Source organism: Rhodoferax saidenbachensis, from assembly GCF_001955715.1.
Taxonomy (GTDB): Bacteria; Pseudomonadota; Gammaproteobacteria; order Burkholderiales; family Burkholderiaceae_C; genus Allorhodoferax; species Allorhodoferax saidenbachensis.
The window spans coordinates 739822-756850 of record NZ_CP019239.1; the positions used below are offsets into that span (position 1 = coordinate 739822).

The 17029-nt window shown below is 61.9% G+C and carries 18 protein-coding genes; 9 read left to right on the forward strand and 9 right to left on the reverse strand.

Annotated elements, in window-relative coordinates; genetic code table 11:
• Positions 1 to 6: 6 nt before the first annotated feature.
• A complete protein-coding gene (locus RS694_RS03545; RefSeq protein WP_241463887.1) occupies positions 7 to 1023 on the reverse strand; it encodes a PhoH family protein in 1017 nt (338 codons plus the stop codon).
• A 64-nt stretch (positions 1024 to 1087) separates the two neighbouring features.
• On the opposite strand from RS694_RS03545, the gene ruvA reads away from it, so the two are divergent.
• Both ruvA and RS694_RS03555 read left to right on the forward strand, forming a co-directional pair.
• A complete protein-coding gene (gene ruvA, locus RS694_RS03550) occupies positions 1088 to 1660 on the forward strand; it encodes a Holliday junction branch migration protein RuvA (protein ID WP_029706257.1) in 573 nt (190 codons plus the stop codon).
• 9 nt (positions 1661 to 1669) lie between these two features.
• The gene (locus RS694_RS03555; RefSeq protein ID WP_029706259.1) at positions 1670 to 2230 is read left to right on the forward strand and encodes an NADPH-dependent FMN reductase; all 561 of its coding nucleotides are present in this window, start codon (positions 1670 to 1672) and stop codon (positions 2228 to 2230) included.
• A 54-nt stretch (positions 2231 to 2284) separates the two neighbouring features.
• Here the strand turns inward: RS694_RS03555 and RS694_RS03560 are convergent, their stop codons facing one another.
• Positions 2285 to 3340 carry a carbonic anhydrase gene (locus tag RS694_RS03560; RefSeq protein WP_051391717.1) on the reverse strand — a complete coding sequence of 352 codons (1056 nt, stop codon included), beginning with the start codon at positions 3338 to 3340 and terminating at the stop codon, positions 2285 to 2287.
• A gap of 142 nt (positions 3341 to 3482) precedes the next feature.
• On the opposite strand from RS694_RS03560, the gene ruvB reads away from it, so the two are divergent.
• A complete protein-coding gene (ruvB, locus tag RS694_RS03565) occupies positions 3483 to 4544 on the forward strand; it encodes a Holliday junction branch migration DNA helicase RuvB (RefSeq protein WP_029706262.1) in 1062 nt (353 codons plus the stop codon).
• Here ruvB and RS694_RS03570 read toward each other — a convergent pair.
• The 5 genes from RS694_RS03570 to ttcA all read right to left on the reverse strand — a co-directional run bounded on the left by RS694_RS03570 (position 4541) and on the right by ttcA (position 9789).
• Positions 4541 to 6298, reverse strand: coding sequence for a lysoplasmalogenase family protein (locus tag RS694_RS03570; RefSeq protein ID WP_037246606.1), 1758 nt, complete (start codon positions 6296 to 6298; stop codon positions 4541 to 4543). The two genes, ruvB and RS694_RS03570, sit on opposite strands and share 4 nt — an antisense overlap.
• Before the next feature lie 45 nt (positions 6299 to 6343).
• Positions 6344 to 7504 carry a GGDEF domain-containing protein gene (locus RS694_RS03575; protein WP_029706265.1) on the reverse strand — a complete coding sequence of 387 codons (1161 nt, stop codon included), beginning with the start codon at positions 7502 to 7504 and terminating at the stop codon, positions 6344 to 6346.
• 76 nt (positions 7505 to 7580) lie between these two features.
• Positions 7581 to 8234, reverse strand: a complete 654-nt coding sequence (locus RS694_RS03580; protein ID WP_029706266.1) for a histidine phosphatase family protein — start codon at positions 8232 to 8234, stop codon at positions 7581 to 7583.
• An 8-nt stretch (positions 8235 to 8242) separates the two neighbouring features.
• On the reverse strand, positions 8243 to 8854 hold the full coding sequence (locus RS694_RS03585; protein WP_029706267.1) for a DUF4136 domain-containing protein: 612 nt from the start codon (positions 8852 to 8854) through the stop codon (positions 8243 to 8245).
• On the reverse strand, positions 8854 to 9789 hold the full coding sequence (gene ttcA / locus RS694_RS03590) for a tRNA 2-thiocytidine(32) synthetase TtcA (protein WP_029706268.1): 936 nt from the start codon (positions 9787 to 9789) through the stop codon (positions 8854 to 8856). Before ttcA ends, RS694_RS03585 begins: the two co-directional genes overlap by 1 nt.
• A gap of 274 nt (positions 9790 to 10063) precedes the next feature.
• On the opposite strand from ttcA, the gene RS694_RS03595 reads away from it, so the two are divergent.
• Complete coding sequence (locus tag RS694_RS03595; RefSeq protein ID WP_037246609.1) at positions 10064 to 10456, forward strand: hypothetical protein; 393 nt, start codon at positions 10064 to 10066, stop codon at positions 10454 to 10456.
• A gap of 42 nt (positions 10457 to 10498) precedes the next feature.
• On the opposite strand, the gene RS694_RS03600 is transcribed toward RS694_RS03595, so the two are convergent.
• A complete protein-coding gene (locus RS694_RS03600) occupies positions 10499 to 10876 on the reverse strand; it encodes a dihydroneopterin aldolase (protein WP_029706270.1) in 378 nt (125 codons plus the stop codon).
• 7 nt (positions 10877 to 10883) lie between these two features.
• The gene (locus tag RS694_RS03605; RefSeq protein WP_029706272.1) at positions 10884 to 11678 is read right to left on the reverse strand and encodes an SDR family oxidoreductase; all 795 of its coding nucleotides are present in this window, start codon (positions 11676 to 11678) and stop codon (positions 10884 to 10886) included.
• 21 nt (positions 11679 to 11699) lie between these two features.
• Here RS694_RS03605 and RS694_RS03610 point away from each other — a divergent pair, with 21 nt between their 5' ends.
• From RS694_RS03610 to RS694_RS03630, 5 genes are all read left to right on the forward strand, one after another.
• Positions 11700 to 12863, forward strand: a complete 1164-nt coding sequence (locus RS694_RS03610; protein ID WP_029706273.1) for a class I SAM-dependent methyltransferase — start codon at positions 11700 to 11702, stop codon at positions 12861 to 12863.
• A gap of 62 nt (positions 12864 to 12925) precedes the next feature.
• A complete protein-coding gene (locus RS694_RS03615; RefSeq protein WP_029706274.1) occupies positions 12926 to 13294 on the forward strand; it encodes a phosphomannose isomerase type II C-terminal cupin domain in 369 nt (122 codons plus the stop codon).
• 9 nt (positions 13295 to 13303) lie between these two features.
• Positions 13304 to 14281, forward strand: coding sequence for an ROK family protein (locus tag RS694_RS03620; RefSeq protein WP_076069332.1), 978 nt, complete (start codon positions 13304 to 13306; stop codon positions 14279 to 14281).
• A 297-nt stretch (positions 14282 to 14578) separates the two neighbouring features.
• Entirely contained in the window at positions 14579 to 15577 is a 999-nt protein-coding gene (locus RS694_RS03625; RefSeq protein WP_029709810.1) for a Gfo/Idh/MocA family protein, read from the forward strand.
• Positions 15578 to 15732: 155 nt separating this feature from the next.
• Complete coding sequence (locus tag RS694_RS03630; RefSeq protein WP_029709809.1) at positions 15733 to 16983, forward strand: ABC transporter substrate-binding protein; 1251 nt, start codon at positions 15733 to 15735, stop codon at positions 16981 to 16983.
• The last annotated feature ends 46 nt before the right edge of the window (positions 16984 to 17029 follow it).

The window sequence follows — 17029 nt, forward strand, 5'->3', positions numbered from 1 at the left end:
GGGCTTTCATGGGGTGCGTTTGGGTGTTCTGGTTTTGGGCAGGCCCACGCGGGGCAGCTCCGGTTCAGGCTCCGGGATGGCAATGCGCGGCAGATCGTCCAGCCGCGCCGCGTCGTAGGCGTCCACAATGCGCGCCACCAGCGGATGCCGCACGATGTCGGCACTGGTCAGGCGTGTGATGGCGATGCCCGGCGTGCGGCGCAGGATGCGCTCGGCTTCCACCAGGCCGCTCATCTGTGTCTTGGGCAGGTCGATCTGGCTCACATCACCAGTAATGACGGTCTTGGTGCCAAAACCCACGCGGGTCAGGAACATCTTCATCTGCTCGGGCGTGGTGTTTTGTGCCTCGTCCAGGATCACAAAGGCGTTGTTCAGTGTGCGCCCGCGCATGAAGGCCAGTGGGGCGATTTCCAACTGCTGGCGTTCAAAGGCCTTGTGCACCTGGTCGTAACCCATCAGGTCGTAGAGCGCGTCGTACAGCGGACGCAGGTACGGGTCCACCTTCTGGTTCAGGTCGCCCGGCAGAAAGCCCAGGCGTTCACCGGCTTCCACCGCGGGGCGCGTCAGCACAATGCGCTGCACCGTGCTGCGCTGGAGTGCGTCCACGGCTGCGGCCACGGCCAGGTAGGTCTTGCCGGTGCCGGCGGGGCCGATGCCGAAGGTGATGTCGAACTCGGCGATGTTGTCCAGGTACACCGCCTGGTTCTGGGTGCGGGGTTTCAGGTCGGCGCGGCGCGTGGCCAGGCCGGGGCCGTCCACGGCATCAGCAGAACCGTCACCCGACAACATCAGCTGCACGGTGGCGGGCTGGATGGGCCGCGCAGCGATCTCGTACATCGCCTGCAGCATGTCCATAGCGCGCTGCGCCTTGGCCTTGGGGCCTTCCACCTTGAACTGCTCGTGGCGGTGCGCGATGCGCACGTCCAGCGCAATCTCGATGGTGCGCAGGTGTTCATCCGTGGGGCCGCACAGGTGTGACAGGCGGGTGTTGTTGAGCGGTGTGAAAAGGTGTCTGAGAATCAAGCTGATAATTCCTTGCGGCCATTCGGCCTGACACGAATGATAGGCACAAAATGATTGGCAAAAGATGATCGGAAAACTCAGCGGCATCCTCAGCGACAAAAATCCCCCGCAAATCATTGTGGATTGCGGCGGCGTGGGCTACGAGGTGCAGGTGCCCATGAGCACCTTCTACAACCTGCCGGCCGAGGGGCAAAAAGTCTCGTTGCTGACCCACTTTGTGGTGCGCGAAGACGCGCAGATTCTCTACGGCTTTGGCAGCAGCACCGAGCGCGAAGCCTTCCGTGAACTGATCAAAATTTCCGGCGTGGGCCCGCGCACCGCGCTGTCGGTGCTCTCCGGCATGGGAGTGGGTGACCTAGCGCAGGCCGTCACGCTGCAGGAAGCGGGTCGCCTCATCAAGGTGCCGGGCATCGGCAAGAAGACCGCTGAGCGCTTGTTGCTGGAACTCAAAGGCAAGCTCGGTGCCGACATGGGCGCCCCGCTGGGCGGCGCCAACGATGCGCAGAACGACATCCTGCAGGCGCTTCTGGCACTGGGCTACAGCGACAAGGAAGCCGCCGCCGCACTCAAGGCCCTGCCCAAAGACGTGGGCGTGAGCGACGGTATCAAGCTCGCGCTGAAGGCGCTGGCCAAGTAACACCTGCCTGTGAAGGTTCTCGCCATTTGCGGCAGCCTGCGGGCGGCCTCGATCAACGCGGCCTTGCTGCGCACCGTGGCACGGGTGGCGCCACCTGATATTCAGGTGCAGCTCTGCGCAGTGGTCGGCGAGCTGCCTTTGTTCAATCCGGATCTGGAAGCAGCTATGCCGTCCAGTGTGGCGCGCTTGCGTGCTGAGGTGGCTGCGGCCGACGCCCTGATCATCGCCAGCCCGGAATACGCCCACGGCGTCACAGGCGTTATCAAGAACCTGCTGGACTGGCTGGTCAGCTTCGAGCCGTTTGTGAACAAACCGGTGGCCGTGCTCAATGCATCGCCGCGCGCACAACACGCGGACGCGGCATTGCGGGAAACGCTCAAGACCATGTCGGCGGTGATGGTGGAGACAGCGTCTATCACCGTTCCCCTGCTGGGGACGAATATCACCGAAGAGCGCATGGCCGAGTCGCCAGAGATCACACAGGCCCTTCGCGGCGCCCTGGCGGCACTGCAGGACGCGGTGGCCCTGCAGCAGTCTGCATCGGGAAATGAGGGTGTTTTTGGCCTCTAGCCCTTATGGAATGTGCGCAAGTAGCTATTAAAACAGTAGCAAAAATAGCGCCAGCTATTGCGCGTTGCGCACCGGACGACCGTTCAGCGCCTGCACCGGGCGGGCATTGGCGGGGTAGAGCTGGGTGAACAGGCGGTGCTGCGCGCGGCTGATGGACACCGGTTGCTTGAGCACCATCCACAACACACCTTCGGAACACGGTGGCGTGGTCAGCGACCCCATGAACTGGTAGTAGCGCTGGTCGGCGGGTAGCAGCTCGTTGAGGTTGAGCAGGTCGCGCGGCATGCGCACGCGGTCGCCCGCGTCCAGCGGCATATAGGTCCAGACCTTGTCGATCAGCGGGTTGGCCGCGCCCGGGTCCAGCAGCACGGCCACCACAGCCAGTTGGCCTTCGTCATTGCGGTGCACCAGGTGCGCCACCATGGCGGTGCGCTGGCCGTTGATCTGTTCTTCGGACGGGGTGTGGAAGTGGAACTGCACCAGCTTGTATTGCTGGCCGCGCACAACGATGGCGTTTTCGCCCTGCACATCGACCTGGATGGTGTGGCCGTTGTTGACCACGGTGCCGTTGCTGGGGGTGTAGTTGAACTGCACCGGTTCCGCCGGGCCTTGCAGGGTTGTGCTGTCTTCGATGTTGATGGGGGACTGGCGTTTGCCCAGCGCGCACACGTTGAATTCGGGTTTGAGCTTGCTCCAAGCCATGGGGCCGTTCTCGCCGGCGTAGTCCCAGTGGACCTCACCGCCGTGGCCTGCTTTAGCCTTCTCCATGGCCGCAGCCCGCGCCTGCAGGGCCGCGCGACTGCTCTGGGGTGTCACGGATGTGCCGGACCCGGCGGCGGTGGCGACTGGTTTTCCATTGATCACCAGTGTCAGCTTTTTGCTCGGGTTGACCGCGGCGCCCAGGGCCTCGCGCACTTTCTCGGCCATTTCCTTGGGCGTGGCGGAGGGCAGTTCCTCTTCCACCTTCTCCGCTTTCTCACTCTTCTTGGCTGCAGGGGCGGCGGCTTTCTTTTCAGCCGGGGCGTCATTGGCAAGGCTGCTGCCAGCGCCCAAGGTCAGGGCCAGCAACAAGGCGGGGAGCAGGGCGGTGGTGGGGCAAACGGACTTCATGGCTGGCAGTGCCTCGCAAACATGCACGGTCAAAGGCTGCCGCTGCTGGGCAGAAGGAGGGTTTGTCCATGGTATCGGCATTTCTGTTGCATACCTTGAGCGTCGGGCCAGGTATTCGGTCACTGCGCGCTATAGTGCGCAGGTGAGTATCCAGACCGACGATTTTTCCCCCGCACCGGCCCTGCGCATGGTGTCTGCCGCCCCGGTATCGCCCCAGGAAGAGGCGATAGAACGCGCGCTGCGCCCCAAACTGCTCGACGAGTACGTGGGCCAGGCCAAGGTGCGTGAGCAGCTTGAAATCTTCATTGGCGCGGCCAAAAAACGCAGCGAGGCGCTGGACCATGTGCTGCTGTTTGGCCCGCCGGGCCTCGGCAAAACCACTTTGAGCCACATCATTGCCCACGAGCTGGGCGTGAACCTGCGCCAGACCAGCGGCCCGGTGCTGGAGAAGCCCAAGGACCTGGCGGCGCTGCTGACCAATCTGGAAAAGAACGACGTTCTTTTTATCGACGAAATTCATCGCTTGAGTCCGGTGGTCGAGGAAATCCTGTACCCCGCGCTGGAAGACTACAAGATCGACATCATGATCGGCGAGGGCCCTGCGGCGCGTTCCATCAAGCTCGACCTGCAACCCTTCACCCTGGTGGGCGCCACCACACGCGCCGGCATGCTGACCAACCCGCTGCGTGACCGTTTTGGCATCGTGGCGCGGCTGGAGTTTTATACCTCCGAAGAGCTGGCGCGCATCGTCAAACGCAGCGCCGGTTTGCTCAAGGTGCCGATGCACGAGGACGGTGGTTTTGAGATTGCACGCCGCTCCCGCGGCACTCCGCGCATTGCCAACCGCCTGTTGCGCCGTGTGCGCGACTATGCGGACGTCAAAGGTTCGGGCGAGATCACGCTGGATATTGCCAACCGCGCGCTGGCCATGCTGGACGTGGACCCGCAGGGCTTCGACCTGATGGATCGCAAGCTGCTAGAAGCCGTGATCCACCGCTTCGACGGCGGCCCCGTGGGGCTGGACAACATTGCGGCCAGCATTGGCGAGGAGCGCGAGACCATCGAGGACGTGATCGAGCCTTACCTGATCCAGCAGGGCTACCTGCAGCGCACGCCGCGCGGTCGTATCGCCACGCTCGCGGCATATCGCCATTTGGGAGTGGCGCCCCCAGCCAATCCAACGCCCGATCTATTGGGAAATTAATCCGTGGTTTTTGGTCGTGCGAAGTGCACGATCAGCATTTGCGCCGCGTAGTAAGTCAGCAAAATCCACAGCGCCGACAGCGGCACCGGCGTCAGAAACTTGTTGATGGCAATCGTGGTGTCGCTGGCCATGAACACGCAGGCACCTACCGCCACCCAGCGCGATGCGGCGTCTCCCAGCACGCTGGCCCGCCCAATCGCCTGCGCCGCCATCAGCGAGATTACCGTCACATACGCGGCCACAGCGCCCTTGAGAACGGGGTCCCCCAGGCTGCTCCACAACACGGCATACATCACCGCACCAAAGCCCAGCACAACCACCAGCGCTGTGCGGTTGGGAAACCAGGTTTGGCCCTGGCGGAACAGCACGATGTAGAACAGGTGCGCCACCAGGAAGGAGCCCAGCCCCAGGATGAAGGGCGGCAGCCCCCAAAGCGGCACATCCCCCGGTAACATCAGGAACACATCGCCGCCCAGCGAGAACAGCAGTGCCAGCAAAAGTAATGTGTCAAATCGGCGTATGCCCCCCGTGGGTATTGCGCGAGCAGCTACGAAAACCATAGCAATTGCCATGGTCATGGGCTTGAATACCGTAAACAGGTCCAGCATGCCCAGTGCTCCCAGCGTGGCGATAGCCGCGCTTTCCAGCACCAGCAGCTCCAGCCAGTGCAGGCGGCCCTGCATGAACAGGCCCAGGCCCCACATGCCGGCCGTGAGTGCCGCGCACCAGATGGCGGCCGTGCCGGTGGACATGGCATCGGCATGCCACAGGAAGACCGATACCGCCGCGATGGCGGCTACAAACTGTAGTACGGCAAACGCCTGCTGGCCGCCACTGAGCGGCGGGTTGTAGGTGGTGACATCTTCCAGCCGGAACTGGGGATAAGGGTGGTTGCGCGCCAGGTCCGCTGATTGCCAGCCCGGCGGCTTGAACCAGACGCGCACTTTGTCACTCCATTTTTCGGTGCGCCAGGAGTTTTTGACCAGGGTCCAGTAGACGTCCACATTGGCCCACAGCGGGTCCCAGCTGTCGAGCTGGCCGCGCGTGCCGTAGACGCAGAGGTCTTTGTCGTCCTCTTCCTGGAAGCTGCCGAACATGCGGTCCCACACCAGCAGGATGCCGCCGTAGTTGCGGTCGATGTATTGGTCATTGACCGCGTGGTGCACGCGGTGGTTGCTCGGGGAGACAAACCAGCGGTCGAACCAGCCGAGCTTGCCGATCTGCTCGGTATGCACCCAGAACTGGTACAGCAGGTCGATCAGGCCGACGATGGCAAAGATGACGGGAGGCACACCCGCCAGGGCCATGGGGATGTAGAAGATCCAGCCGAAGAGGGTGCCGCTGGAGGTCTGGCGCAGTGCGGTGGACAGGTTGTAGTTCTGGCTCTGGTGGTGCACCACGTGCGCAGCCCAGAACAGCGCCACCACATGGCCCGCCCGGTGCAGCCAGTAGTAGCAGAAATCATAAAAAAGCAGCGCCAGCAACACGCCGTACCAGGTGCTCCAGAACTCCAGGTTGGGGTAAATGGCCACTGCGCCAAACACCACGGTGTAGATGCCGATGCTCAGCAGCTTGGTCAACACGCCGCTGAGCTGGCCGATGATGCCCAGGCTGACGCTGTTGATCAGGTCGTTGAGGCGAAAGGCGCGGGTAGTCGGTACGCGGGCGGCCGCCCGGCGGCTCCAGGCGAATTCCGCTGCAATCATCAGCAGGAAAACGGGGGTGGCGAGAACGATGACTTGGAATGGGCTCATGGCTTATTTTCGCCGAGCAAGCGCTTTGTGAATCGGGGGAGAACCCTAGGATATTTCTGGGGCCACCAGGTCCAGCGTATCGCTTTGCTGCGGGGTGCTGAAGCAGTAGGTGTTGCGCCCGGACTTCTTGGCCTGGTACATGGCCTGGTCGGCCAGTTGCATCAGCGCATCGAAGTTGTCGCCGTCGTCCGGAAAGATGGCAATGCCGATGGAGCACGAAGCAAACACGCCTTGCCCGTCAAATGAAACCGGTTCGCGCAGCAGGCTCAGAACCTTCAGGGCCACGGCCGGTATCACCTTACTGTCCACCACGTCGGTGATGCCAATGACAAATTCGTCGCCACCCTGGCGGCTCACGATGTCGGCCTCGCGCACGGCGGCCAGCAGGCGTTCGGCCACGCTTTTGAGAAACTTGTCGCCAAAGTCGTGGCCGTAAACGTCGTTGATGCTTTTGAAGTTGTCCAGGTCTACAAATAGCACCGCCACGTGGGAGCCGCGCCGCCGGGCGTGTTGCATGGCTTGTGAAATGCGGTCGCGCCCCATGCGGCGGTTGGGCAGGCCGGTCAGGGCATCGTGCTGCGCCATGTAGGTCAGGTTGGCTTGTGACTGCTCCAGCTCCTGGCGGGACTGCTGGGATTTATGCAGTGCCTTGTGCAGGTCGCTGATCATCATCTGCACACACAGGCCGCTCAGGGCCAGTATCAGCAGCAGGTCCAGCGTGCGCTGGTTCTGGGTGTAACTGGGGTCGACTACCGGCACATGTATGCCTGCCATGGTGCGCCAGCCCAGTATGAAAATGAATCCAAGCATCAGTGCCAGCAGACCGTAGAAGTAGCGCAGTGGCAGCAACAGACCGCAGAAAATCAGCAGGCCGGGAAAAGCCAGTAATGCGGTGTCATACATGCCCTCGTTGCTCCACACCAGCGCGCCTGCCATGGCGCTCAGAGAGGCCAGCAATAGCAGCCCGGCGTTGTCCAGTGCGTTGCGCCGTGCCAACCACAGCGACAGCAACACCAGACCCAGGCCCGCGGTCAGTTCGATTTGTGTTGCATTGAAGGGGCTGCCGATCGCCATGTTGACGACCAGGCGCGCGGCCAGCGCCAGTGCTGTAAAGCTGGCGATCTGCTTGAGCCGCCGTGCGCGAAAACTGTCGGCTTCCGAAAGTCCTCCGGAATCGCTGCCATCGCCCGGGATGGTGGTGCGCATACAGTGCCCCCAACAAGTGGTCTTGCGGGCTATCTTATAGACAAGGGGCGCTGCTGTGGAGGCCCTGCGCCGGGATTCAGGCGCTTTTTTCGGCCAGCGCCGCTTCGTCCAGATGGCGTGTGTCGGCCCAGCCCACCAAGGTCAGCCCGTCGGGTGTCCAGAGCAGGCGGTTGATGGCGGTGTTGCCCAGCTCCCAGGTGCGCGGGGCGCGCACGTCCTGCTGCGTGGCCAGGCGGTACAACATGTCCATCACGCCGCCGTGCGCGACCAGCACGATTTGTTCGTCCGGGTGCTCTGCGGCGAGTGCATTGACGGTGCGCTCCACACGCTCACGCATCTGCACCGGGGTTTCGCCGCCGGGCGGGGCAAAGTCAGGTTCACGCTGGCGCCAGCGGCGGGATTCTTCGGGCCACTGCTTTTCGATGTCGGCGTAGGTCTGGCCTTCAAAGATGCCAAATGCCCGCTCGCGCAGGCCGCTGTGGGGGTGTACCGCCTGCGCAGTGGGGTGGATGTTGTGGCGCGCAATGGCCAGGGCCGTGGCGTGCGCGCGTGACAGGTCGCTTGCGTAAATGCGGGCAATCGGTTCATCAGCCAAGGCGCGGCCCAACTGCTCTGCTTGCCACTGGCCGCGTGTGTTCAGGCCAATGTCCAGTTGGCCCTGGATGCGGGTGTCTACATTCCAGGCGGTTTCGCCATGGCGTACCGCAATGATGCGGGTGGCAGATGCCATCGGTGCTGTCATCGCGCCAGTGTGCCGTCGGGTGCCAGTTCGACCACCACTTTGCGCGGGCCGGTGGGCGGGTTGGGGTAGTCGCGCAGCGCGGCTTCAAAGATGGCGGGCAGCAGGGTGGTGCTGTCGGACCAGGGGCCTTCAAACACGGCCCGGGTTTCGTATGCGACCTGACCGCTGCTGCGTTCACGCAGCAGCAGTTGCACGCTGTAGCGGTACCACGGCGGCTCCATGGTGATAAAGAACGACGGTGAGCCCATGCCCACACCGAGGCCACCAAACACACCATACCCGCGTGGCGGGCGCTGCGTCTGGCGCGCGAAGGTGTCTATTTGCAGGCTGGTCTGCACCAGGTAGCGGGCCTGGGCATCGTCGCGTGTCAGCCCTGCCTGCGTGAGGGCCTGCTCTGCGATGGCTTCGACGCGGTCACGCGAAGCGGCGTCGCTTTGCTGCGAGGGCAGGCGTTCAAACCGGTAGGTCGCATCCCGCACCGCGGTGGCCGTGCCGGGGAAGCTCTGCACTTCGCTGTCAATCATGCGCGGCAGCGCGCAGCCGCCCAGCGTGAGCAACACGGCCAGACTGGCCAGCCAGCGTGCAAAGAGCCGGTGGCGTGTCTGCATCAGAGTGTGACCACCTGCAAACCTGGCAGGCCGGTGAGTGCGGGCGGTGTGAAGTCTTCGGCATCAAAAGCCTTGTCGCCATCCGCATCTTCCACGCCGGTGGCGCGGACGTTCTTGAAGTCGTGCTGCTGGTGGTCCATCAGGTGCGATGGCACCACATTTTGGAGGGCCGTGAACATGGTCTCGGCACGGCCCGGGTACTGCTTTTCCCACTCGCGCAGCATGTTGCCGATCTGCACGCGCTGCAGGTTCTGCTGGCTGCCACACAGCGTGCACGGAATGATGGGGTACTGGCGGTGTGTGGCCCAGCGGATCAGGTCTTTCTCGGCCACGTAGGCGAGCGGGCGGATCACCACGAACTCGCCGTTGTCACTGGTCAGTTTGGGAGGCATGCCCTTGAGCTTGCCACCGAAAAACATGTTCAGGAAGAAAGTTTGTAACATGTCGTCACGGTGGTGGCCCAGCGCGAGTTTGTTGCATTTGAGCTTGCGCGCCACGCTGTACAAAATGCCCCGGCGCAGACGGCTGCACAGGCTGCACATGGTCTTGCCTTCGGGGATGTTGCGCTTGACGATGGAGTAGGTGTCTTGCGTCTCGATGTGGTACTCCACACCCAGGTTTTTCAGGTACTCGGGCAGGATGTGATCAGGGAAGCCGGGCTGCTTCTGGTCCAGATTGACCGCGACGATCTCGAAATTGATGGGCGCGCGCTGCTGCATCTTGAGCAGGATGTCCAGCATGCCGTAGCTGTCCTTGCCACCGGACATGCAGACCATGATGCGGTCGCCTTCCTCAATCATGTTGAAGTCCATGATGGCCTGACCAACCTGGCGGCACAGGCGTTTTTCGAGCTTGTGTGTTTCACGCTCGATCTTGGCTTCTTTGCTGTCCTTGACCACGGGGGTCACTTCTTCGTCTATCCAGACTGCGCTCATGGGAATCCTTGGGGGCGGGCACGGGGCCCGGTTTCAATAACCCGCTATTTTCGTGCCTTCTGCCAGGATTGTGTTGGGCGTGGCCCCAAAAACCTGCGCGGAGCGATGAAGACACCTAACTTCCCACATTCACAAAAGTTCACGGTGATATGTGCGGAAACGCACATAAAAAGCGGGTTGGCAGGGCTAATCTAGTCGAATGGATTGGCTAGACATTGCGCCAACAGCACGTCGCTCCCGTCCATAGAGAAGTTGACTATTCATGGAGAAAATAATGAAAACCGAGTTGGAGCCCCATGCTGTGGAAGGCCGTTTAGCCGAGGTACCAGAAGGCGCGGACGATAGCCTGAATTCAGCGTTTCAGAAAAATGCTGGCGATGCGGTGAATGCCATTGCCGCTGCGGAGGAAGTCATTGCCCTGGCCACTGCTATTGCCAAAAAAGCCTTGGATATCTCGTTGATGCATCAGACATCATCCATTGAGTTGATTCTTCAGGCTGCCCAGGCAACTTTGGCGACTACGGAGGTTGCTGTCCAGAAAACACTGATGGAAGCGAAAGCGTCAGCGTTGAAGACGCTTGAATTGGCCAGAACCATAAAAGGCGAACGGCCGGTAAGTGCCAAAAAGAAGCCAGTTCGGTCCCGACAGAGTCGATTGCCGAGCTAGAGAAAATGGGGCATATGGGTGCCCCCGCTCGCAACCGGCTTCTTACCAGTGTCCGGCTTCGACCCGAATGGCGACTTCGCAGTCTTCGAAGATTTCCAGTTTGGCAATCTTCACGCGGACGCCCAACACGCCGGGCAGTTGCAGCAGGCGGTGGGCCAGTTTGCCGATCAGGCTTTCCAGCAAGTTCACATGTTCGGCCCGGCATTCGTTGATGATGATCTGGCGCACCTTGCGGTAGTCCAGCACATGGTGGATGTCGTCGTCCGTGGGCAGCAGGGGCTGGGTGCCCAGGCGCAGTTCGGCGTCCACCTGGATGGGCTGGGGCGCGACTTTTTCGGAGTCGAGAATGCCCAGGTTCGCATCAAAGCGCAGGCCGGTGAGGGTGAGAATTTGCGTTCCCGTGGTGTGGGGTTGGGTCATAGTCGGCTCACATCAGGGAAAAATCGCGGTCAAACCGCATCAGGTGCTGGCCACCGTCCACCAGCAGCGTGGTGCCGGTGATGGACTGGTTTTGCAGCGCAAACAGCACCGTGGCGGCCACGTCCTGCGGCGTGCTGGAGCGGCCCAGCGGCGATAGCTTGTGCAGGGCGGCAAACTTGTCTTCGCTCAGCAGATGGCTGGTCAGCGTGAGGCCGGGCGCCACACCCACCACGCGCACACTGGGGGACAGCGCCAGCGCCAGCATGGTGGTGGCGGCCTCCAACGCGGCCTTGGAGAGCGTGTAGCTCATGAAATCGGGGTTCTGGTTCCAGAGCTTCTGGTCCAGCAAATTGACTACGGCGCCGCCCAGCGGCGCGGCCTTGGGGCCCAGGGCCTGCTGACGCTGGGCCAGATGCTGGTGCAGTGCCTGGCTCAGCAGGATGGCGGCACCGGCGTTGCTGCGCATGTGTTTGTCCATGGCGGCGAAGCTGAAGCTGGCGGCGGTGTCGTGTTCAAACGTGGAGGCGCTGTTGACCACGGCGTCCACATGGCCCAGCTCTTCGATCACGGTGGGCAAGAGGCGGCGCACTGCCGTTTCGTTTGCCAAATTGGAGCGAAAAGCGGCTGAACCCTTTGTCAGTCGTGCGCAATCAGCTACTGTTTTTGTAGCATCTTCGAGCGAATCGCGGTAGTGCACTGCTACCCGCCAGCCGCTGGCGGCCAGCTTGAGCGCGATCTCACGGCCCAGGCGCTTGGCAGCGCCGGTGACCAGAACGGTGGGTGGGGAAGACGGGGCAGACATTGGGGGACAATCCGGTGCGCTATGACGAGACCTCCGAGTTTAACGACCCCCTCCAGTGATACCGATGCCGAGGCCACCAGCGCGGCGTTGGCGCAGCACATTCGTGCGCAAATTGCAGCGCAGGGCGGCTGGATCGGATTTGACGCGTTTATGGCACTGGCCCTGTACGCGCCGGGCCTGGGCTACTACGCGCATGGCTCCACCAAATTCGGCGTGCTGCCGCAGGGCCTGCGTGGTGCCGACGGCCAGGTGACCGGCGCCGGCAGTGACTTTGTGACCGCGCCCGAGATGACTCCCTTGTTTGGCCAAGCCGTGGCGCGCCAGGTGGCGCAGGCGCTGCAGGCCACACAAACCGACGCAGTCTGGGAGTTTGGCGCCGGTAGTGGTGCGTTAGCCTTGCAGGTGTTGCAGGCGCTGGGTGACCAGGTGGCCAGCTACACCATCGTGGACCTGTCGGATTCCTTGAAGGCGCGCCAGCAAGAGACGCTGCAGGCGTTTGTTGACAAAGTGCGCTGGGTGACGGAGCTGCCCGCGCAGATGCGCGGCGTGGTGCTGGGCAATGAGGTGCTGGATGCGATGCCGGTGCAATTACTGGCCCGTGTGGGTGGCGTGTGGCATGAGCGTGGCGTGGCATGTAGCGAAACAGAAGGCTTTGAGTGGAAAGACCGGCCGACGGCGCTGCGTCCACCACTGGATATCCCCGGCGACCATGACTACCTGACCGAAATCCACCCGCAGGGCGAGGCCTTTGTGCGCACTCTGGCCGACCACCTGGAGACAGGCGCCATTTTCTTGCTGGACTATGGATTCCCCGAGAGCGAGTACTACCACCCGCAGCGCCACATGGGCACGGTGATGTGCCACCGCGCGCACCAGAGCGACGCGGAGCCGCTGGATGCGGTGGGGCTGAAGGACATCACCGCCCACGTCAACTTCACCGGCATTGCCGTCGCCGCGCAGGACGCGGGGCTGGAGCTGCTGGGCTATACCAACCAGGCGCATTTTCTGATGAACTGCGGGCTGGTCGACGCCATGCAGACGCAGGCTTTGCCCGAGCGCGTCGCGGCCCAGAAGCTGCTCATGGAGCATGAGATGGGCGAGTTGTTCAAGGTGATTGGCCTGACCAAGGGCGTGCCTTGGGACGCATTGGGCTTTGTGCACGGTGACAAGACCCACCGGCTATAGAGTGTCTGTATTGGTAACGGCCCGGTAACACAGTGCAGCCCTTGCGGGTTAGTATCCCCGCCATGAAAACCACCACCCGAACCGAAACGATTGAACGCACCGAACGGCCCTGGGGCTGGTACGAAACGGTGTCTGAAGTTGCCGGCAACAAGATCAAGCGCATCCAGGTCACGCCGGGCCAGCAACTGAGCCTGCAAAAACACCACCAGCGGTCCGAACACTGGGTCGTGGTGCAGGGCACGGCCCGCATCACCATCGATGACAAAGTGTTTGACCTGGCACCCGGCGGCCATTGCGATATTGCCGTGGGGCAGGTGCACCGGCTGGCCAATCTGACCACCGAGCCGGTGCAGATTGTCGAAGTGCAGTTTGGCGCCTACCTGGGCGAAGACGACATCGTGCGCCTGCAAGACGATTACGGCCGCCAATAAAAACATTCCATGACTACGATTTCTCCTGACATTCGCCTGCCTGCGGGCAGCGCGCCCGTAGCCTGTGTGGACATTGGCGGCACCAAGGTGGCTGTCAGCGTGGCCGACGCGCGTGGCATCCACGGCAAAGTGACCGAGCCCACCGCCAAGGAGGGCAACAACGACGCGCTGGCGCTGCAAATCATTCGCCTTGTTGGGCAAAGTTGTGCGCTGGCCGGTATTGCCGTGGCAGATATCAGCGCTGTTGGCGTGTCGTCGTGCGGCCCGTTTGTGATGCGCGACGGGCTGGTCGAGCTGGCCGCGCCCAACATTTGCGGCGGCATGGCCGGCAAGGCTCGCGGCCTGCCTAATGACTGGCTCACCGCCCTGCTGGAAGCGCCGTTGCGCGCGGCTTTTCCGAATGTCCGCGTGGAAAACGACGGTGTGGGCGCCCTGGAAGCGGAACGCCGCTGGGGCGCGCTGCAAGGTCTGGACGACTGTGCTTACGTGACCTGGAGCACCGGCATCGGCATGGGCCTGTGCGTGGATGGGCACATCCTGCGTGGCAAGAACGGCAACGCGGGACATTTTGGCCATACCTTTGTCAGCGACAACGATGACGCCCTGTGTGGCTGCGGCATGGTGGGCGACGTCGAAGGGTTGGTGGCGGGCAATGCCATTCCACGCCGCTTTGGTTCTTTGGGTTATACCGATTCTGCTATGCTTTTTGCAGCATCTCACGCAGGTGACGCAAGGGCTGTAGCCATTATTGATGACCTGTGTCGTGTCATGGGGCGCACCGTCTTCAACATGATTGCAGCACTGGATCTGCAGCGGGTCAGTATTGGCGGCAGTGTGTTCTGGCATCACCGGGACTATCTGTTGCCGCGGGTTGTTTCGCATATCACTGGAAAATTGCCGGCATTGACGCGTGGGGTTGAGGTGGTGCCGGCGGGGCTGGGTGAGCGGGTGGGGGATTTCGCCGCTCTGGCGTTGGTTACGGGCTAAAAGCATCTTCGCTGGCGCTGGCTCAGAGTGGGCGAGCGTTTTGCTCCGTGTCCTCCGCCCTGCGGGCTCCCCCTTTACCTGCGCAAAACGCCCACCCACCCTGATCCGGTTTTGTTTGAGGGCTGCTGCTTTCAAAACCACTGAAGCAGAGGGAGTGGGGTGAGCGTCGCAGCGAGGTAAAGGAGGAGCACAGGGCGCAGCCCTTTGCGGGGGACACGAGCGGAGGCGTTCACTCCAGCCCTGCGGCGGGAGCATGAAGGGTTCCCGGTTTCCTATATACAAAACAAGGAGAGACTCATGGAAAAAGTCAAATGGGGCGTGCTGAGCACCGCCAAGATCGGACTGGAGAAAGTCATCCCCGCGATGCAGCGCGGCCAGTACTGCGACATGCATGCCATTGCTTCGCGCTCGCTGCCTTCCGCGCAGGCAGCGGCTGACAAGCTGGGTATTCCCAAAGCCTACGGCTCGTACGAGGAGTTGATTGCCGACCCGACGATCGAGGCCATCTACAACCCGCTGCCCAACGACATGCATGTGCCATGGACCCTAGCCGCCGCGCGCGCCGGTAAACATGTGTTGTGTGAAAAGCCGGTGGCCATGACGGCGCGGCAAGCGGCAGAACTCAAGGAAGTGGCCGACAAGGTCTGCATCATGGAAGCCTTCATGGTGCGCTTTCACCCGCAGTGGCTGCGTGCGCGCGAGCTGGTGCGCAGCGGCGCTTTAGGCGATGTGCGCGCACTGCAGGTGTTTTTCTCGTACTTCAATGTGGACGGCGCCAATATCCGCAACCGCATGGAGACAGGCGGCGGTGCGCTGTACGACATTGGTTGTTACGCCATCGTGGCCGGGCGTTTCTTTTTTGAGGCGGAACCGGTGCGGGTGATGGCGCTGATGGAGCGCGACCCCGAGTTCCAGACCGACCGCACCACCAGCGCTTTGGTTGATTTTGGCCAGGGGCGGCGGCTGGACTTCACGGTGTCCACCCAGACCGCGCCGTACCAGCGTGTGCAGATCATCGGCACGAAGCAGCGTGTCGAGATTGAAATCCCGTTCAACGCACCGCCCAACGAGCCTACCCGCATCTGGGTGGATGCGGGCAAGGTGCTGGGTGGCGCTGCGGCGGTCCAAGAAACCCTGCCGCCTTGCGACCAGTACACCTTGCAGGGGGATGCATTCTCGCAGGCGGTACGCAAGAATATTGCGCTGCCTTATGGCGTAGACGATGCCGTTGCCAATATGCGGACGATTGACGCGATTTTTCGCTCTGGCGCCAGCGGGCTCTGGGAATCCCTGTAGGTCGGGGTTTTGCCGTGGCTAGGGAAAGTCCCAGTATTCATGCGGCTAGAATTAATGAAAAATTAATTAATTCTGCCAAACGTGGTGTTTTGCAGAATTCAACAACGCTTCCGTACGGCAGGGCCCTCGGGGCAAAAAAACTTTTTGGAGACATGATGTTGAAACTTTCTCAACTCGCCACAGCCGTGGCATTGGTAGTGGCAGGCAATGCGGCATTCGCTGGCGAAGTGGAAGTGCTGCACTGGTGGACTGCTGGTGGTGAGGCCAAGTCGGTTGGCGAACTCAAGACCATCATGCAAGGCAAGGGCCACACCTGGAAAGACTTCGCAGTCGCTGGTGGCGGTGGTGACAACGCCATGACCGTGCTGAAGAGCCGCGTCGTGTCCGGCAATCCTCCTGCGGCTGCCCAGATCAAGGGCCCGGCTCTGCAAGAATGGGCTGCCGAAGGCGTGCTGGCCAATCTGGACGCCACTGCCAAGGCTGAAAAGTGGGATGAACTGCTGCCCAAGGGCGTCGCAGACATCATGAAATACAAGGGCAACTACATTGCTGCACCCGTGAACGTGCACCGCGTGAACTGGATGTGGGCCAACAAGGCTGTGCTGGACAAGGCTGGCGTCAAGGGCACCCCCAAGACCTGGGACGAGTTCTTCTCAGCAGCGGACAAGGTCAAGAAGGCTGGCCTGATCGCCGTGGCCCACGGTGGCCAAAACTGGCAAGACTTCACCACCTTTGAATCGGTGGTGTTGGGCGTGGGCGGTGCCAAGTTCTACAGCGACGCGCTGATCAAGCTGGACCAAAAAGCGCTGACCAGCGCCACCATGACCAAGTCGCTGGAAACCTTCCGCAAGATCAAGGGCTACACCGACGCAGCCGCTCCTGGTCGCGACTGGAACCTGGCAACTGCCATGGTCATCCAGGAAAAGGCAGCTTTCCAGTTCATGGGTGACTGGGCCAAGGGCGAGTTCGCCGCGGCTGGCAAGGTACCCGGCAAGGACTACATCTGCGCTGCTGCTCCTGGCACCGACAAGGCTTACACCTTCAACGTGGATTCCTTCGCGATGTTCAAGCTGAAAGACGCTGCCGCCCAAAAGGCCCAGGCTGATCTGGCTGCTTCCATCATGGGCACCCAGTTCCAGGAAGTCTTCAACCTGAACAAGGGTTCCATCCCTGTGCGCCTGAACATGGACATGTCCAAGTTTGACGATTGCGCCAAGCTGTCCGCCAAGGACTTCGTGGCCACTTCCAAGACCGGCGCTCTGCTGCCCTCCATCGCCCACGGCATGGCTGTCAAGCCAGCCGCCGAAGGCGCCATCAAGGACGCTGTGAGCCAGTTCTGGAACGACGACAAGATCTCGATCGCCGACGGTGTGAAGAACATCGCCAAGGCTGCCGCGACCAAGTAATCACTTTCCTGTAAGCGAAAAAGCCTGATAACCCCATCCCGTTCGG

What these genes read in the sequence shown, in the direction of transcription:
- ruvA (WP_029706257.1), top strand. Translation starts at nt 1,088, where the DNA reads ATGATCGGAAAACTCAGCGGCATCCTCAGCGACAAAAATCCCCCGCAA.
- RS694_RS03560 (WP_051391717.1), bottom strand. Translation starts at nt 3,340, where the DNA reads ATGAAGTCCGTTTGCCCCACCACCGCCCTGCTCCCCGCCTTGTTGCTG.
- RS694_RS03570 (WP_037246606.1), bottom strand. Translation starts at nt 6,298, where the DNA reads ATGAGCCCATTCCAAGTCATCGTTCTCGCCACCCCCGTTTTCCTGCTG.
- RS694_RS03575 (WP_029706265.1), bottom strand. Translation starts at nt 7,504, where the DNA reads ATGCGCACCACCATCCCGGGCGATGGCAGCGATTCCGGAGGACTTTCG.
- RS694_RS03580 (WP_029706266.1), bottom strand. Translation starts at nt 8,234, where the DNA reads ATGGCATCTGCCACCCGCATCATTGCGGTACGCCATGGCGAAACCGCC.
- RS694_RS03585 (WP_029706267.1), bottom strand. Translation starts at nt 8,854, where the DNA reads ATGCAGACACGCCACCGGCTCTTTGCACGCTGGCTGGCCAGTCTGGCC.
- ttcA (WP_029706268.1), bottom strand. Translation starts at nt 9,789, where the DNA reads ATGAGCGCAGTCTGGATAGACGAAGAAGTGACCCCCGTGGTCAAGGAC.
- RS694_RS03595 (WP_037246609.1), top strand. Translation starts at nt 10,064, where the DNA reads ATGAAAACCGAGTTGGAGCCCCATGCTGTGGAAGGCCGTTTAGCCGAG.
- RS694_RS03600 (WP_029706270.1), bottom strand. Translation starts at nt 10,876, where the DNA reads ATGACCCAACCCCACACCACGGGAACGCAAATTCTCACCCTCACCGGC.
- RS694_RS03605 (WP_029706272.1), bottom strand. Translation starts at nt 11,678, where the DNA reads ATGTCTGCCCCGTCTTCCCCACCCACCGTTCTGGTCACCGGCGCTGCC.
- RS694_RS03610 (WP_029706273.1), top strand. Translation starts at nt 11,700, where the DNA reads ATGACGAGACCTCCGAGTTTAACGACCCCCTCCAGTGATACCGATGCC.
- RS694_RS03615 (WP_029706274.1), top strand. Translation starts at nt 12,926, where the DNA reads ATGAAAACCACCACCCGAACCGAAACGATTGAACGCACCGAACGGCCC.
- RS694_RS03620 (WP_076069332.1), top strand. Translation starts at nt 13,304, where the DNA reads ATGACTACGATTTCTCCTGACATTCGCCTGCCTGCGGGCAGCGCGCCC.
- RS694_RS03625 (WP_029709810.1), top strand. Translation starts at nt 14,579, where the DNA reads ATGGAAAAAGTCAAATGGGGCGTGCTGAGCACCGCCAAGATCGGACTG.
- RS694_RS03630 (WP_029709809.1), top strand. Translation starts at nt 15,733, where the DNA reads ATGTTGAAACTTTCTCAACTCGCCACAGCCGTGGCATTGGTAGTGGCA.